The following is a 16,489-nucleotide window of genomic DNA, read 5'->3' on the forward strand; positions in this document are numbered from 1 at the left end:
ATGGGCTACAGCCGGCCTGCGGCTTTGAGCTGGATGTACCGCTCCGCCAGCTGTGGTGGAAGTTCGTGTGGTGCGGCGTCAACCACCTCGGCTCCCAAGTGCCTCAACTGTGCCGTCACGGCCGCCCGGTCCAGCAGGGCGCGTTCGGCGGCGGCCGCGCGGAATATTGCGGAGACCGTGCTGCGGTCGGCGCGCATCCGTTCCAGCAGCGGATCCCGTACGGTGGCGACCAGCACAATGTGCTGGCGCACCAGCGTGGCGACCAGGGGAAGAAGACCTTCCTCGGCTGCTCCCGAATCCAGTGCGGTCAGCAGCACCACGAGCGAGCGGTGTGCGGAGACGGCGTGGACCTGGGCGGGAATCTGTGTCCAGTCAAGCTCGATCAGCTCAGGCTGCAAGGGCATTATGGCCTGGACCAGCGCGCTGAGCAGGTTTCCCTTCGCCGCAGAACCGACACGTGCGCGCAGCCGCCGGTCGAAGGCAAGAAAATCCACCCGGTCCCCGCCCCGGTCCGCGAGCACTGCCAGCAGCAGCGCGGCCTCGATGCCGGTGTCCAGCCGCGGCTCGTCCTCAATCCGGGCTGCGGAGGTCCGCGAGGTGTCCAGCACTATCACCACCCGGCGGTCCCGCTCCGGCCGCCAGGTGCGCACAACGATGTCCCGGCGGCGGGCGGTGGCACGCCAGTCGATGGAGCGGACGTCGTCGCCGCGGACATAGTCGCGCAGCGAATCGAACTCGGTACCAGCGCCGCGGATCTGAACCGCTGCCTTTCCATCCAGCCCGCGGAGCTGCCGCAGTTTGGCGGGCAGGTGCGCTCTGGCATGGAAGGGCGGCAGCACACGCAGGTGGCCCGGCGCCTGGATCGTGAGTTGGCGGGCGGCCATGCCCAGCGGACCAGAGGACCGGACGGTAACGTGCGGAACCGACAGTTCCCCGCGCCGGGTGGGGTGCAGCCGGACCGTGATGCGGTTCCTTCCGCCGGCCGGAATGCGGACACTCTGGCGCGGATTCAGCGCCCCGGCAGACGGCTGCCAACCGTCCTTCACCCATGCCCGCATCGTCCGGCGGGAACCATTGCCGATGACCAGGACGGCCGTGGCGGATTCCGTCAGCCGCACGCTGTGAGGTATCTCCCTGCGCAGCGTGGCCGTCCGGGGTGACGCGGCCAGCGTCAGGTCCAGGGCGAGCACGGCACCAAGCAGCAGCAGCCACAGCAGGATGGTCGGCGCCGCGGGAAAGCGCAGGATCGGAAACAGCCCGGCCAGCGCCAGCAGGACGAATCTCCCCGTGATGGCCATTCGGCGGCTCAGCGCGGAACGGGAACGGTGGCCAGGATGCTGGCGAGGATGTCGTCCGGCTGGACACCGTCCATTTGAGCTTCGGCGCTGAGCTCCACCCGGTGCCGCAGCGCCGGCAGCGTCAGTGCCTTGACGTCGTCGGGCGTGACAAAACTCCGCCCTCCCAGCCAGGCCCAGGCACGGGAGGTGTTCAGCAGCGCGGTCGCTCCGCGCGGTGAGACGCCCAGCTGGAACGACGGCGCTGCCCGGGTGGCGCGGACTATGTCCACGATGTAGGCGAGAACCTCCGCGGATATCTCCACTTGGCCAATGGAGGAACGCGCGCGGGCCACATCATCCGCCCCCGCCACCGGCCGCACCCCGGCCCCGGCCAAATTACTCGGGTCGAAGCCGTTGCTGTGCCGGCGGATCACCTCGATTTCATCCTCGCGCCCGGGCAGCGGCATCGTGAGCTTGAGCAGGAATCTGTCCAACTGCGCCTCCGGCAGGGGATATGTACCCTCAAATTCCACCGGGTTCTGTGTTGCGGCCACCATAAACGGCGAAGGCAACTGGCGCGAGACCCCGTCCACGGAAACCTGATGCTCCTCCATCGCCTCCAGCAGCGAGGCCTGGGTCTTTGGCGGCGTCCGATTGATCTCATCAGCCAGCAGTATGTTGGTGAACAGCGGGCCCTGCCGGAAGTTGAATCCGGAACTTTGCACATCGTAGATCAGGGAGCCCGTCACATCCCCGGGCATCAGATCCGGGGTGAACTGGATCCGATTTGTCTTCAGATTCAGGGCAGCGGAGAGGGCACGCACCAGCAGCGTCTTGGCGACACCCGGAACTCCTTCCAGCAGCACATGGCCGCCGGTCAGCAAGGCAATCAGCAGGCCCGTTACCGCGGAATCCTGCCCGACGACGGCTTTTGCCACTTCGGTGCGGACGTTGAGCAGGGCCTGCCGCGCTGGATCGGCCGCCAGCTGGGATTGGACTGGGGTGGCCGGCCCCGGCTGGAAGTTACCGTAGTCTGTCCGGGCCTCCGGAGAGGAATTGCTCATCGGGAAGTTACTTCTTTCTCTAGGATGTCCAGGTCCTGCGCCCACCGCAGCAGGGCCGCGTCCGTCGTCGGCCGGACCCAGACCAGGATGTCCGCCAGCTCCGCGGCGGAGCGGTTGCTGTGTCCGACTGCGGCCCGCAGTACGTCGTCCACGCCCGCAGCAGCCCCCAGTCGGAAATGCTGCGCCAGCCGCATCAGCGTACCCGCCCGCAGGCCCGCGGCCGCATGTTCGGTGGCTCGGGCGTCCTGATAAAGCCTCGCCCGGCCGACGGCGGTTTCGGCTGCCTTGACCACCACTGGCAGCGGTTCGGGCACCAGCGGACCGTCCCGCCGGCCTTTGAAGAGCATGCTCAGACAGGCAACGATCAGAAGCCAGATGCCGGCGGGCAGAACCCATCGGGGGGTCAGCTGCGAAAGATCTTTCGGTGCCGCAGAGGTCCGGAGATCCTTTAACGAGGGTGTGTACCACACCAGCTGTGGCGTTTTACCCAGTGTCCTCAGGGCCAGAGCGGCGTTCCCGCTGCTGGCGAGCCTGTCATTGCTGAGGATGGCGCTGTTGCCCAGCACCGTCGCCCGGCCGTCCGCCGTCGCAGCGAAAAGGCCGGAGCGCACCTGGCCGGCTCCGGCTGCCCGGACCGGAAAGCAAACCACCTCACCGTGGTACAGCTGGCCGTGTCCTGCGTCGATGCGCCCGGCCGCCACCGCGTCGCCGTTACTGCAGCCAGCCGGAACTGCGGAGCTGGCCGAGCTGTCCGGCACGGGCCCGGCTGCGGTAATGGAGCCGGTGACTGCCCGCAGCGTCAGCGGGCCCGGCTGCACCAGCACCAACGGCCCCGCCGCCGCCAGCCGGGTGAGCCCGGCCTTATCGAGCAGGGATCCGGGATCGTAAAGCAGCACCGTGCTGCGTCCGGGCCCCGCGCTGCCGACCGCAGTCATAGTGGCGTCGAGCGAATCGGTCGCCTGCACCGTGACGCCCTGGCTGTGCAGCACTCTGGCAACGGCCATGGCTCCATTGGGCCCGGGGTTGTCCACAGCCAGGGCCGCGGAACTGCGGGGGCCGAAATTGCCCAGCACAAGGATTCCCAGCGTAACCAGCAGGAAAGCTGAACCGATCAGGAGCCAAAACCTGTGCCGCCGCAGCCCCTCGCGGAACCGCTGTGGCCAAACTGGCAGGTTTTTCCGCCGCGCCGCCCCGGGAAAAGCCTCCGGACTCCGCTGCAACGTCATCTACAGCTCACTGATCGTGGCGGACGGCTGGTCGCGATAGTGTGGGCTGCTGGCTCCGACATCCGTGTCCAAGTTGCGCAGCCGTTCGAAGTCCTGTCGGGAAGGCAGAGTCCGGCCGTATCTGACACCGCTGAAAAGCTCGGCGGCGCTCCGCAGCGGGACAGCGAGGGAACCGAAGGCATGCATGAGCTCGTCGGCGGCTTCGTGGGCAGTTCGGCCAGGCTGCGGATCGAACACGGCCCGTTCTTCGCAGCCCCTGATGAGGGCACGGAACTGCGCGGTGACGGCGCCCGGGTAGTCAGCGGCGGCCGCCGCTGCTGCTGCCAGTCTGCGGTGTTCGGCCGAGGTCAATGGCTCGGCGTCCGCGAAGACCTCCGCGGACGGATCCAGTTTGCGGTTCAGGCGGGGCCGGACCAGCCACCCGGCAACGACGACCAAGGCCACGACCAGTGCCGCCAGCAGCACCAGACCCAGATTGGCGTTCAGAGCATTGAGCCCATCGAGGAGATCTGAAACGAATTCGGCCACCCAGTTCAAAATGATCTGTGCCAAGCCGGGTTTGGCCTGCTGATAGACCTGCTTGGCGAGTTCATCCGCGGCCAGACGTCGGGCCATCGCGCCGCTGGGCTGCACCGGAACGTCCAGCGCCAACACCCCCAGGATCGCCAAGGTGCCCGGGCCCGGTTGGACCGGCCCGCACCGTTGCATCATGGTGACGCGGGTTTCCACGGCGCAACAGTGGCGGCCCGGCCAGGAATACCGGCCGGGTCCGTTCCCGGGCCGCCTTCGTGCTCCTTCATCAGGACCACGTCGAAGCCCTCCTTCCGCATCCTCAGGTCCAAGTAGATCAGGGCCAGCACGCCGGATTGGAAGGCCAGGGCCACCGCACCCAGCAAGCTGGAGATCACCGTGGAGATGGCCTGCACTATGAGCAGTTGGGTGATCTGCTCCTGTGCTGTGGGATGCGGATTGACCAGCAGCGCGACCATGTTGGCCAGGAAGCTTACCGGCACGGCGATGACTCCGGTGATAACGCCCACGATCAGATTCGCCAGGAATGCGGTGCCGAACGTGCGCCACCAGTTGTTGGTGGTCAGGGTCCAGGACCGGCCAATGGAGCGGAAAATCCCGATGTTTTCGATGACCAGCGCGGCTGGGGCCACAAGCAGTTTGGCTCCAACCCAGACGAAGCCGAGAATCAGCGCCACCAGCAGCAGCAAAGTGATGACCGCTCCGCCGGCACCCATGGCCGTCACCAGACCCCAGCCAATGAGTCCAACCATGGTCAGCGCCAGCAGGACAGCGAGCACATAGAGCAGTGACAGCCCTATCAGCGAGGCGATCCGGCGGCGCGCCAGGGACCACATCTGGCTGAAGCCGGTGCCCCGGTTCAGGACGGCGCGTGCCACAGGTATGACCAGGACACCCTGCAGGATCATCGTCGTTACGGTCTGCAGCAGGACCGCGACGATGACGGCGCTCAGTGAGCCGACCAAAAATGAACTGAGCTGGCTGTCCGTGACAGTGCCGCTGGCCAGCGAGAGCAGCGGAAGGCCGCTGCCGACAACGACGGCGAGCAGCAGCAGGGACACGACGGCGGAAAAAGCCTGCATCAGCAGGGCCGAACCGAACATCGCCTTGCCGTTGCGCCGAGCCGCCTGGAAGGCGCCATCGAGCACCTCACCCAGACCGAGCGGACGCAGCGGAATCACGCCCGGCTTGGGCGGGGGCGCGTAGTGCTGGTAACCGGGCGCTGCCGGCTGTGGCCAACCGGATTGCTCTGGCCGGCCCGGTTTCTGTGGCCAACCGGATTGCTCTGGCCAGCCCGGTTGCTGCGGCTGTTGGCTGCCCTGGACCGAACCCGGTGGCGGGGCATACTGACCCCATCGCGGCGCCTGGCCCCATGGCGAAGGCGATGGGGGCTGGGAATAAGTCGGCGGCGCGGGCTGGACTGCAGGCTCGGCGATCGGGTCCGGCGGGGACACGTCCGGCCCGGGCACCGGGTCCGCGGAAAGTTCATCCTGCGGGTCCTGCCCGCCATTGGGTCGTTCCGGTCCCTGCGTCATGAACTACTCCCCAAAAAAGCTGGCCCCGGACCCGCCCGGCGGATCTGCCAGGATGGGCGATGATGACTGCTGTTCAGCCTATCCGTTGGCGGGGTCCTGGAGCCATATAAGCCGACGCCTTCCATGGCGGATTCCCGGCCGCTTTATTCTCCAGCCGGTCCGCCGGGCTGCACCGGGCCACGTCGGTAAGGCCTGAGCCGTTCGCACCTTCGGAGGCGCCCGCCCTGACGTTCTGCGGCGCTCCGCAGGGCCGCCGTCGTTCGCTCCGATGTGCAACCTGCCGGCGGGCGCGTCCGTTGCCCAACGAGACATTAGGCAGGGGATAGGCGAACATATAACTATGAAGGCACGCATTTTGGTAGTAGACGATGACGAAGCCCTGTCTGAAATGATAGGCATTGTGCTGCGTAACGACGGGTTTGATCCGGTCTTTTGCGCCAATGGGGAGCAGGCGCTGGCCGTCTTCCGCTCGGCCAAGCCGGATCTGGTGCTGCTGGACCTGATGCTGCCGGGGATGGATGGGATTGAAGTCTGCCGGCAGATCCGCGCCGAGTCTGACGTTCCGATCGTCATGCTGACCGCCAAGTCCGACACGTCCGACGTCGTACGTGGCCTTGAATCCGGGGCGGACGACTACGTGCCGAAACCGTTCAAACCGGCCGAGCTGGTGGCGCGGGTGCGCGCCCGGCTGCGGCCAGGTGATACCAAGGCCCCGGAGACGCTCACGATCGCGGATGTCAGCATCGACGTGGCCGGACACGTGGTGAACCGCGGCGGCAGGAAGATCTCGCTGACACCACTGGAATTCGATCTGCTCGTGGCACTGGCGCGCAAGCCGTGGCAGGTCTTCACCCGCGAGTTGTTGCTCGAGCAGGTTTGGGGATACCGGCATGCCGCCGACACCCGGCTGGTCAACGTCCACGTCCAGCGGCTGCGGTCCAAGATCGAACGTGATCCGGAGGCTCCCGAGGTGGTACTCACCGTCCGGGGCGTGGGATACAAGGCGGGACAGTAACAAAGGCAGCTTGGCGCGGGCGGATGGAAAATACCGAAGATTTCGAGGCGCCCGGAAAAGCCATGCCCGGTGCCGGGGCGCCGGCCGCGCCACGCACGGCAGCCGTGCCACGCACGCCAGCCGTGCCACCCACGTCGGCCGCCGCGCCACGCACGGCAGCCGTGCCGCCCGCGCCATCCGTGCCACCCACGTCGGCCGCGCCATCCGTATCTGCCGGAGCGCCCGGGCAAACGGGGTGGGAAGCCCGCCGGCGGCTGCTGCAGGATTTCCTGCTGCACCGGGCACGGGACTTTACGGCATGGCTGCGGCGGATGCGCACCCGGCTGGTCCGGCGCTGGCGGACCTCACTGCAGTTTCGAACCGTGCTGGTGACGCTGTTGGTTGCCTTCCTGGCCTTCGCCGGCGTGGGCGCCTTCTTGTCCAACCAGATTGCGAACGGGTTGTTCCAGGAGCGGCTGCAGCAGGCCAAACAGGAATCTTCACGCGGCATGACGCAGGTGCAGGAAAGCTTTGACAATGCCCAGCTCAGCGATCTGCCCAGCGTATCCACTTACGTCCGCGACACGCTGAAGCTGCTGGAGGCTGGCGGAGCCGATGAAAACCGCAAATATCTCATGGTGGAGATCCCCGGTCAGACCAATTCGCTTTCCGTCTCCTCGTCGGATTCCGGCGGAGTCACCCGGGCCATTATTCCGGCCGAATTGAGTACTGCGGTGCAGCAGAATTCAGGCCAGTTCTGGCAATCGATTCCACTTCCGATCGGAAGCAAGGACGTGCACCCTGCGCTTGCCTTGGGCAGCAGGGTGAATTTGCTGGGAACTGACTACGAGCTGTACCTGATTTATGACCTGAACAATGCTCAAGACACCTTGAACTACATTCAGTCCGTCCTGTGGCTGGGCGGCGGCGTCCTGCTGCTGCTGATCGGCGGGATTGCCTGGTATGTCACGCACAACGTGGTCCAGCCCGTCAGCCACGCTGCTGCGGTCTCCGAGAAGCTCGCCGCCGGCCAGCTGCAGGAGCGGATGACGGTCAACGGCGAGGACGAAGTGGCACGCCTGGCTACCTCATTCAATAAGATGGCCGCGTCCCTGCAGGTGCAGATAACTCAACTGGCGATGCTCTCGCAGATGCAGCAGCGGTTCGTTTCCGATGTCTCGCATGAGCTGCGCACACCGCTGACCACAGTCCGGATGGCTGCCGAGGTGCTCTATGACGCCCGCGGGCAGTTCGACCCGATCAACAAGCGCTCCGCCGAGCTCCTGTACCACCAGGTGGAACGTTTCCAGGCCCTGCTGGCGGATCTGCTGGAAATTTCCCGCTTTGATGCCGGAGCCGCGGTGCTGGATGCCGAGCCGCGCGACGTCTTCGCCGTCGTCGAGCATGTCCTGGATGGTGCCGCACCATTGGCCGAGCAGTGTGGATCCGAGCTCAGCGTGGTGTCAACCGTCCCGGGCAACAGCAGTGTCGCGGATATGGATCCGCGCAGGATCGAACGAATCCTGCGCAACCTGGTGGTCAACGCCCTGGAACATGGCGAAGGTCGAAAGGTGGAAATCTATGTGGGTTCCAATGCCGACACCGTGGCTATTGCCGTGCGGGACCATGGAATCGGCATGACTCCCGGCGAAGTGGGCAGGGTCTTCGACAGGTTCTGGCGGGCGGATCCCGCCCGGGCCCGGACCACCGGCGGCAGCAGTGGGCTTGGTCTCTCAATTGCCACCGAGGACACCAATCTGCATGGCGGCCGGCTGGAGGCATGGGGTGAGCCCGGCAACGGGTCCTGCTTCCGTCTGACCTTGCCGCGCCGAAGCGGGACGGCACTCTCCGTTTCTCCGCTGCAGCTTCCGCCGGATGGCGGTGATTCCGGCCTGGGCGGCCTTGAGCTGCACGGCGAGCCGGTGCCGGCGGACGAGGCGGCAATTAAATCAGCAACGGACGTGGTGTCCGGAAAGATAACACTCTGATGACAGTGCGGCCCCTGAGAAAACGAATCGCCCAGGCCCTTTGCGCCGGAATCACGGCAGTGCTGATGCTGCTGTCCGCGGGCTGTGCCGCGATTCCCAAGGACGGGCCGGTGGGCAGGAGTGATCTGCTGCCCGGGCGCAACAATCCGGTCAACATCGACTTTCGGCAGAACGCTCCAGTGCCCGGGGCGAGTGCGGCCAGCATCGTGGAGGGGTTCATTGCCGCGGGTACCGGCGTGGCGGACGACTTCCAGGTTGCCCGACAGTATCTGGACCGCAGCATAGCCAAGACCTGGAAAGCCGATACGCGGACCCTCGTCTACCAAGGAGGGTTCAAGGCCGTCAGCGACGGTTCCGGATCGGAGTTCAAAGTTGACTTCGACGTCGAATCGACGGTTGATCCCAACGGTATCCGGACGCCGGCGGCGCCCGGGGCGGTGGAAACCGTCAAGTTCTCGCTGACCAAGGTCGACGGGGAGTGGCGGATCAGCAAGGTGCCGGACGGCATCATGCTCCAGACAGCCAACTTCGACACCCTGTTCAGCGCCTATTCACTGTATTTCTATGATCCGACGTTTGCCTTCGCCGTCCCGGACGTCCGCTGGCTCAGCGGAAAGGCAACGACGACGACGACGTCTATTGTGCGGGCGCTGCTGAATGGCCCCGCGCCATACCTTTTGGGGGCTGTCGCCAGCGCCTTCCCCAATGGGATGGAACTTGTCCGTGATTCTGTGCCGGTGAACAACGGGGTGGCGCAGGTGGACCTGACCGCGCAGCCGCTGCTGGATGCGTCGGTGAAATCCCGGCAGCAGATGCAGGCCCAGCTGATGCTGACGTTGCGGAACCTTAACACCGTGACCTCCGTGACTTTGCGGGCGGATACCCGTGAGGTGGATCTGGGGACGCCGGACCAGGGCGTGCCGGCTCCGCTGGTGAACAATCAGGTGCCGCCGCATCAAGTGGCGCTGTACAAGGGCCAGTTGGTGCGTTACGCCGATGGTGCGAGCACCCAGATTGAGGGACTGCCCGCGCTGGCCAAGTACGCGCCATCGCACCCCGCTGTGTCTTACGGAAACAATTTGTACGCCTTCCTGAACGGTGATCACGGCCGGCTCTACGCGGTCAGCCCGGGGCAACCTGAGCGGCAGGTGGCCAGCGGAGTCGAGCTGACGGCGCCGTCTTTCTCCCCGCAGGACTGGCTCTGGACTGCCACCGGGGATCAGCGCGGAACTGTCATCGCCGTTCCGGCCGGAACCAGCAAGGGCCAGCCGTCGGCCGGTGTGGTGCTGAAGGTGCAGTGGCTGCAGGGGCGCACTGTGACATCCTTCCGGGTTTCACGCGATGGCAGCCGCGCCTTGGTGATTTCCGAACAGAACGGCGTCAGCACCGTGCAGATCACCGGCATCCTGCGCAGCGGCGATCTACCCAAGGACCTGACCCAGCCCATCACGCTGCTCAATTCGGTGAATGCCAGCGAGGGAGTGTGGCTGAATGAGACGTCGGTGGCCGTCATGAGGCCCTCCGCCACCGGCCCCGTGGAGGTGGAAATATTGAACCTCAAAGCTGCGGCTTCGCGGCTGGCACCCTTGAAGGGCATGCTGGGGTTAAGCGGCGGCAACGGCGTACTGGATCTCTATGCCGGAACGGCCGAGGGTCTTTTTGCCCGGGTCGGCAATGGCTGGTCGCTGGAAGCGAAGGGAGTGACCGATCCGGCCTTTGCGGGCTGACCCCTCCTGCACAGCCTCCGGCTGACCCGTCCCGTCCACCTGCCGGCGCTGTGGCATTGCCTGGCAGGCCGCCGCTGGCGAGGCTGGATGCATGAATGCACCAGTCCAGGATTCCCGGCCCGACCCCGGCGTGCCCACCCTCCGAGTGCCCGCCCCGGTTCTGCCTGCGCCCGGGCGGCCCGCCCGCGGCCGCGGCCGCGGCGTGCCCGCGCCCGGGCTGTCCGCCCGCGGTGTGCCTGCGCGATGCGGGCCGGGCCTCTACCTGCGGGCGGCGCGAGTGTGGCATGACTTCAGTTTGCTGATCTTGCCGGTCGATTGCGTGATTTGCGGAGCCGAGGACGTTGCGCTCTGCCGTTCATGTGCGGGATCGCTGCGCAAAGGTGTCAAGGCTCCGTTCCGTGCGGAAGAGGCGGCCCCGGCGCTGATGGATGTGGATGGGACGGTGCTGCTTCCCGCCGTTGCGGCCGGAGCCTACCGGGACGAGCTGGCCCAGGTCCTTCTGGCCTTCAAGAACCACGGTCGGACGGATCTCGCCGCAGCCCTGTCGGCAGCCCTGGCTGCGGCCCTGCAGGCGGCTGTGGGAAACCAGCCAAGGTCGAGCGATCCCATCCAGCTGGTGCCAGTCCCGACGAGCGGGACCAGTTTCCGGCGCCGGGGCTACGACCCGGTACGGGCCCTGTTAGCCGCCGTGCAGCGCCGCCGTGCCCTTCCTCCGAACACGGAGCCGAGCTGCCCGCTGCGGCTGCGCTACCGGGCGCCCTGGCGCCGCCTCAGCCAAAAAGGTCTGGGCCGAACGGCCCGCCGCGCCAATGTGCGCAACAGCATGTACGTCGCGGCCGGATTCCGGGATTCCCGGCGGCGCAGTGTGGCCGGCAGAAGGGTGCTTATAATCGACGACGTCCTCACCACTGGTGCGACGGTGGCGGAGGCTGCCCGTGCCCTGCGACACGCCGGTGCACTGGTCGGTGGAGCGGTCGTTATTGCCGCCGCGTCCGGTGCGGGACGGGTGCCGGGGGAGCACCCCTCCGCTCCCTTTGCGGGACTGGAGAAAAAATAACCGGACAAAAGGTGAATAACGTCAGCGGGTGAACTAACGTGATTGAACGGGTACCTCGCAGAGGATTGCCACCCGTCGGCGGCCAGGTGATGGCCGAACATCATTACCTGTCGTCGTGTCACCGAAGTCATTTGGAGGGCACCATGGAGTTCAAGATCAGCGGCCGGAATCTCATCGTTTCGGACCGTTTCCGCGAGTACGCCGGCGAAAAGATGTCGAAGATCGAACAGCTCGGCGACAAGGTCCAGCGCATCGATGCCAAGGTTTCCAAGGAGACCAATGCGCACGCGGCGGACGCCCAGCTCACCGTCGAACTGACGGTGCAGGGAAGGGGCCCTGTTATCCGCGCAGAAGCCTCCGCCGGAGACAAATTCGCGGCGTTTGATGTGGCCTACAACAAACTGCTGGAGAGACTGCGCAGGGCCAAGGACCGCAAAAAGGTCCACCATGGCCGGCATACGCCCAAGGCCGTGAGCACGGCAACCTCAACTTTGGAACCAGTCAGCGCCACCGGACCCATCTATATTCAACCGGAGGCCGCATCGCAGGCACCTGCGGCAGAGGCCGAGGAACGTTCGCCGTACGAGATTGACAATGATATTCCCGCGGGCGATTCGCCGGTGCTGATCCGCCGGAAAGTCTTTCCCGCCGCGCCTCTGACCCTTGATGACGCGGTGGACAGCATGGAGCTTGTGGGGCACGATTTCTACCTTTTCGTCGACTCCGCGACTAATTCACCCTCGGTGGTATACCGGCGGCGCGGGTGGACCTATGGCGTGATAACCCTCGACGCCGACTGTCACGATGAGGAGTCCGCTCCGGCGGACCAGATTCTCGCCTACCGCTCCCAGGACCAGGCGGCCCGCGCCTAAGACCAGGAGGCTTTTATGGGCGCGGTGCTGACCCTGTCCCAAGCACGGCGGATCGCCCTCGCAGCCCAAGGATTGGCCAAGGAGCGGCCCACCGGACCCGTCACGACACGGGCGGTGGGCCGGACCTTTGACCAGCTTCAACTCATCCAGATTGACTCCGTCAATGTGCTCGCCCGCAGTCACTACCTGCCTTTCTTCTCCAGGCTCGGGAACTACGACAGGACAATGCTGAAGCGTTTGGCCGGCACAAATCCCCGCCGGATGGTCGAGTACTGGGCCCACGAGGCCAGCTTTATCCGTCCCGTCCATTTCCAGGATCTTCGGTTGTGGCAGAGCCGCACCTGGGTGGGAGCCCATGTGCTGGCGCCCGAGCTGCGCAGTTCATTGGAGGAACGGATTCTTGCGGTTCTGGCACGCGGGCGCCCGCTGACGGCCCGCCAGCTCACCGAAATTATCGACCACAGGGAAGACAAGGCCGTTCAGGGCTGGGGCTGGAACTGGAACGCGGCCAAACGGGTGCTTGAGGATCTATTCGAACAGGGAACCATCAGTGTGGCCTCACGCACCGAACAGTTTGAGCGCCGGTACGCCATGACGGAGAAGGTGATGCCGTCCTCGGCCGCGCCGGCCGCACAGACCGGCCCGATCTGCATGCCGCACCGTGGGGCCGGCGTGCCGGTCGATCCAGGATCTGCTGCTGCTGGATCTGCCGCCGGGGAAGCGATGCTCAGGCTCATTGAGGCCGCAGCGAGGGCCCATGGGATCGGCACAGTGCGTTGTTTCTCGGATTATTTCCGGCTGCCAGCCAAGCCAGCCGCGCTGGCGGTGCGCACCCTTGAGGCGCAGGGGGTCCTGGAGCGGGTCTCCGTGCCGGGCTGGGAAGCCGAGCTCTACCGCCATAGCGAGGCGGTTCTGCCGCGTCGTGCCACCGGCCGGGCGCTGCTGAGCCCATTTGATTCCCTGGTTTTTGAGCGGCGCCGGCTGGAGCGGCTGTTCGGCTTCCACTACCGGATCGAAATATACACACCGGCGTCGAAGCGGCGGTTCGGCTATTACGTGCTGCCGTTCCTGCTGGGGGAGCGGTTGGTTGCCAGGGTGGACCTCAAGGCGGACAGGCAGCGAGGCCAGTTGCTGGTGCGGGGATCCTATCCCGAAACCGACGCGCCGCCACATACGGTCGAGGAACTGGCGGCTGAGCTCATCCTGATGGCCGGTTGGCTGGGACTTCAGGACGTCGTTGTCGAACCGGTGGGCTCCCTTGCGGCCGAACTTCAGCAGGCCCTGCAAAGCCGGCAGAGGAACGGAAGCGGCGTCCCATACGTCTCTCACGTAGACTGAACACGCCAGTTTTAGGCAGCCATAGATTGGGAGCTAGATCCGTGCCATCACTTCTCGAGCGAGTCCTCCGTACCGGTGACCGCAAGACACTGAAGCGTCTTCACGTCTATGCGGATGCCATCAATGCGCTGGAGGACACGTTTAAGACCTTCACGGATGCTGAACTCCGTGAGGAAACCGACAAGCTCAAGGCCCGTCATGCGGACGGTGCGGGCTTGAACGAACTGTTGCCTGAAGCCTTCGCCGCCGTGCGCGAAGCGTCCTCCAGGACGCTCGGCATGCGGCACTTCGACGTGCAGATGATGGGTGGCGCGGCCCTGCACCTGGGCAACATCGCCGAGATGAAAACCGGTGAAGGTAAGACACTTGTCGCCACTGCTCCGGCCTATCTGAACGCACTGTCAGGCAAGGGCGTCCATGTGGTGACGGTCAATGACTACCTGGCCGAATACCAGTCGGATCTGATGGGACGTGTCTACCGCTTCCTCGGCCTGACCAGCGGCTGCATCCTCTCCAATCAGGACCCAGCGGTCCGGCACCTGCAGTATGCGGCAGACATCACGTACGGGACCAACAACGAATTCGGCTTCGATTATCTGCGCGACAATATGGCCTGGGCCAAGGACGAACTGGTCCAGCGCGGCCACAATTACGCCATCGTGGACGAGGTTGACTCGATCCTGATTGACGAGGCCCGTACTCCGCTGATTATCTCGGGTCCGGCCTCCGGCGATGCCAACCGGTGGTATGGCGAATTCGCCAAAGTGGTGCTGCGCCTGACGGCCGAGAGCGATTACGAGGTGGACGAGAAAAAGCGGACCGTTGGCGTGCTGGAGCCCGGCATCGAAAAGGTGGAGGACTATCTGGGCATCACCAACCTTTACGAGTCGGCCAACACCCCGCTGATCGGTTTCCTGAACAACGCAATCAAAGCCAAGGAACTCTTCAAGCGGGACAAGGACTACGTCATCCTGGACGGCGAGGTGCTCATTGTCGACGAGCACACTGGCCGCATCCTGGCGGGGCGGCGCTACAACGAGGGCATGCACCAGGCCATCGAGGCCAAAGAGGGCGTGGAAATCAAGGCGGAAAACCAGACATTGGCCACCGTCACGCTGCAAAACTACTTCCGGCTCTACGGCAAGCTTTCCGGGATGACCGGAACGGCGGAGACCGAAGCCGGTGAATTCATGGGCACCTACAATCTGGGCGTGGTGGCCATTCCGACCAATAAGCCGATGCGGCGGATCGATCAGTCGGACCTGGTCTACAAGAACGAGGTGGTAAAGTTCGACGCCGTCGTTGAAGACATCGCGGCGCGCCATACCGCGGGCCAGCCGGTGCTGGTGGGTACCACCAGTGTGGAAAAAAGCGAGTATCTGTCGCAGAAGCTGGCCGCCCACGGGGTCAAGCACGAGGTGCTCAACGCCAAGAACCATGCCCGGGAGGCCGCGATCGTGGCTCAGGCCGGACGCAAGGGTGCCGTAACTGTTGCCACGAACATGGCAGGTCGAGGAACCGACATCATGCTTGGCGGCAACGCCGAGTTCAATGCGGTGGCAGCGCTGGCAGCCCGCGGTCTGGATCCGGAGGAGACCCCGGACGAGTACGAGGCAGCGTGGACGGAGGCCTTCGAGGACGCCAAGGGGTCCGTCGCGTCCGAGCACGACGACGTCGTCGGGCTGGGCGGGCTGTACGTGCTCGGCACGGAGCGGCATGAGTCCCGCCGCATCGACAACCAGCTGCGCGGCCGGTCCGGACGGCAGGGCGATCCCGGTGAATCGCGTTTCTACCTCTCGCTGACCGATGACCTGATGCGCCTGTTCAATTCCGGTGCCGCCGAGCGGCTGATGTCACGCTCGGTGATGCCGGACGACGTCGCGCTTGAATCCAAGCTCGTCTCCAAGGCGATCGCCTCGGCCCAGGGGCAGGTGGAAGGCCGAAACGCCGAGCAGCGCAAGAACGTGCTCAAGTACGACGATGTGCTCAACCGCCAGCGCGAGGCCATCTATGGGGATCGGCGCCGCATCCTGGAAGGGGATGACCTGCACGAGAAGGTGCAGTTCTTCCTGGAGGACACCGTCAACGAGATGATTGATGCTGCCACAGCCGAGGGCCACAGCGAGGACTGGGACTATAACGCGCTGTGGAGCAACTTGAAGACGCTCTATCCGGTCACTGTGAGCGTGGAGGAGATTCGTGAAGAGGCGGGTGGACCGGGCCGGATAACGCCGGAACTGCTCAAGACGGAGCTGCTTTCCGATGCCAAGCTGGCGTATCAGGGCCGCGAAGATCAGCTCGGCGCCCCGACCATGCGTGAGCTGGAGCGGCGGGTGGTGCTCTCGGTCGTGGGACGTAAGTGGCAGGAACATCTGTATGAGATGGACTACCTCAAGGAGGGAATCGGGCTGCGGGCCATGGCGCAGCGCGATCCGTTGGTCGAATACCAGCGTGAGGGTTTCACCATGTTCCAGGCCATGATGGGGGCCATCCGCGAGGAAAGCGTTGGCTTCTTGTTCAACCTGGAGGTTCAGGTGGAACAGGCACCGGCAACCCAGGTCGGGCTGGTCGCAGCGCCAGCGGGACTGCTGCAGCGGGTTGCGGATGCCTCCGGCGAGTCGGCAGCGCTGGTCCCGGCCAGCGGAGCGGGCGAGGCCGATCAGGAATCGGCACACTTCACCGCACCCGGGCTGCAGGAGCCGGAAAGGCCTGCCCAGCTGCAGTTCAGTGCACCGGACGTCTCCGGGGAAGCGGAGACCCATGTGGAGCGCCGCGCCACGGCAGACGGGAAACCGGCATCGGTCAAGGCAGCCGCCGGCACCAAGAACAGCGCCAAAAACAGGAAAAAACGCAAGTAGTCGGGTCGGTGTTGAGGAACCG

At 65.3% G+C, this 16,489-nt stretch carries 12 protein-coding genes; 7 read left to right on the forward strand and 5 right to left on the reverse strand.

Annotated elements, in window-relative coordinates; all coding sequences use genetic code 11:
- Window positions 1–5: 5 nt before the first annotated feature.
- The 5 genes from IV498_RS06195 to IV498_RS06215 are packed head-to-tail and all read right to left on the reverse strand — an operon-like array spanning window position 6 to window position 5,633.
- Window positions 6–1,298, reverse strand: a complete 1,293-nt coding sequence (locus IV498_RS06195) for a DUF58 domain-containing protein (protein WP_269045696.1) — start codon at window positions 1,296–1,298, stop codon at window positions 6–8.
- A gap of 8 nt (window positions 1,299–1,306) precedes the next feature.
- Window positions 1,307–2,341 carry an AAA family ATPase gene (locus IV498_RS06200; RefSeq protein WP_269045697.1) on the reverse strand — a complete coding sequence of 345 codons (1,035 nt, stop codon included), beginning with the start codon at window positions 2,339–2,341 and terminating at the stop codon, window positions 1,307–1,309.
- Window positions 2,338–3,567: a DUF4350 domain-containing protein gene (locus IV498_RS06205; RefSeq protein WP_269045698.1), complete on the reverse strand. Its 1,230-nt coding sequence runs from the start codon at window positions 3,565–3,567 to the stop codon at window positions 2,338–2,340. The genes IV498_RS06200 and IV498_RS06205 overlap by 4 nt, the downstream gene beginning before the upstream one ends.
- A complete protein-coding gene (locus tag IV498_RS06210) occupies window positions 3,568–4,278 on the reverse strand; it encodes a DUF4129 domain-containing protein (RefSeq protein WP_269045699.1) in 711 nt (236 codons plus the stop codon).
- Window positions 4,275–5,633, reverse strand: a complete 1,359-nt coding sequence (locus IV498_RS06215) for a hypothetical protein (RefSeq protein ID WP_269045700.1) — start codon at window positions 5,631–5,633, stop codon at window positions 4,275–4,277. Before IV498_RS06215 ends, IV498_RS06210 begins: the two co-directional genes overlap by 4 nt.
- 340 nt (window positions 5,634–5,973) lie before the next feature.
- Between IV498_RS06215 and mtrA the strand changes: the two genes are divergently transcribed.
- The 7 genes from mtrA (at window position 5,974) to secA (ending at window position 16,467) form a co-directional block, all read left to right on the forward strand.
- Complete coding sequence (mtrA, locus tag IV498_RS06220; protein ID WP_269045701.1) at window positions 5,974–6,648, forward strand: MtrAB system response regulator MtrA; 675 nt, start codon at window positions 5,974–5,976, stop codon at window positions 6,646–6,648.
- Window positions 6,649–6,671: 23 nt separating this feature from the next.
- Window positions 6,672–8,615: an MtrAB system histidine kinase MtrB gene (gene mtrB / locus IV498_RS06225; protein ID WP_442951303.1), complete on the forward strand. Its 1,944-nt coding sequence runs from the start codon at window positions 6,672–6,674 to the stop codon at window positions 8,613–8,615.
- Window positions 8,615–10,342, forward strand: a complete 1,728-nt coding sequence (locus tag IV498_RS06230) for an LpqB family beta-propeller domain-containing protein (protein WP_269045702.1) — start codon at window positions 8,615–8,617, stop codon at window positions 10,340–10,342. Before mtrB ends, IV498_RS06230 begins: the two co-directional genes overlap by 1 nt.
- A 91-nt stretch (window positions 10,343–10,433) precedes the next feature.
- Entirely contained in the window at window positions 10,434–11,399 is a 966-nt protein-coding gene (locus tag IV498_RS06235; RefSeq protein WP_269045703.1) for a ComF family protein, read from the forward strand.
- 143 nt (window positions 11,400–11,542) lie between these two features.
- Window positions 11,543–12,271: a ribosome hibernation-promoting factor, HPF/YfiA family gene (gene hpf / locus IV498_RS06240; protein WP_269045704.1), complete on the forward strand. Its 729-nt coding sequence runs from the start codon at window positions 11,543–11,545 to the stop codon at window positions 12,269–12,271.
- A 15-nt stretch (window positions 12,272–12,286) separates the two neighbouring features.
- A complete protein-coding gene (locus IV498_RS06245; protein ID WP_269045705.1) occupies window positions 12,287–13,609 on the forward strand; it encodes a winged helix-turn-helix domain-containing protein in 1,323 nt (440 codons plus the stop codon).
- A 41-nt stretch (window positions 13,610–13,650) separates the two neighbouring features.
- Window positions 13,651–16,467: a preprotein translocase subunit SecA gene (secA, locus tag IV498_RS06250; protein ID WP_269045706.1), complete on the forward strand. Its 2,817-nt coding sequence runs from the start codon at window positions 13,651–13,653 to the stop codon at window positions 16,465–16,467.
- Window positions 16,468–16,489 lie beyond the last annotated feature (22 nt).

This window comes from Paenarthrobacter sp. Z7-10, assembly GCF_026932795.1.
In the GTDB taxonomy this organism is placed as follows: domain Bacteria; phylum Actinomycetota; class Actinomycetes; order Actinomycetales; family Micrococcaceae; genus Arthrobacter_M.

Coding starts and splice junctions, on each gene's coding strand:
- IV498_RS06195 (WP_269045696.1), bottom strand. CDS start 1,298: ATGGCCATCACGGGGAGATTCGTCCTGCTGGCGCTGGCCGGGCTGTTT.
- IV498_RS06200 (WP_269045697.1), bottom strand. CDS start 2,341: ATGAGCAATTCCTCTCCGGAGGCCCGGACAGACTACGGTAACTTCCAG.
- IV498_RS06205 (WP_269045698.1), bottom strand. CDS start 3,567: ATGACGTTGCAGCGGAGTCCGGAGGCTTTTCCCGGGGCGGCGCGGCGG.
- IV498_RS06210 (WP_269045699.1), bottom strand. CDS start 4,278: ATGATGCAACGGTGCGGGCCGGTCCAACCGGGCCCGGGCACCTTGGCG.
- IV498_RS06215 (WP_269045700.1), bottom strand. CDS start 5,633: ATGACGCAGGGACCGGAACGACCCAATGGCGGGCAGGACCCGCAGGAT.
- mtrA (WP_269045701.1), top strand. CDS start 5,974: ATGAAGGCACGCATTTTGGTAGTAGACGATGACGAAGCCCTGTCTGAA.
- mtrB (WP_442951303.1), top strand. CDS start 6,672: ATGGAAAATACCGAAGATTTCGAGGCGCCCGGAAAAGCCATGCCCGGT.
- IV498_RS06230 (WP_269045702.1), top strand. CDS start 8,615: ATGACAGTGCGGCCCCTGAGAAAACGAATCGCCCAGGCCCTTTGCGCC.
- IV498_RS06235 (WP_269045703.1), top strand. CDS start 10,434: ATGAATGCACCAGTCCAGGATTCCCGGCCCGACCCCGGCGTGCCCACC.
- hpf (WP_269045704.1), top strand. CDS start 11,543: ATGGAGTTCAAGATCAGCGGCCGGAATCTCATCGTTTCGGACCGTTTC.
- IV498_RS06245 (WP_269045705.1), top strand. CDS start 12,287: ATGGGCGCGGTGCTGACCCTGTCCCAAGCACGGCGGATCGCCCTCGCA.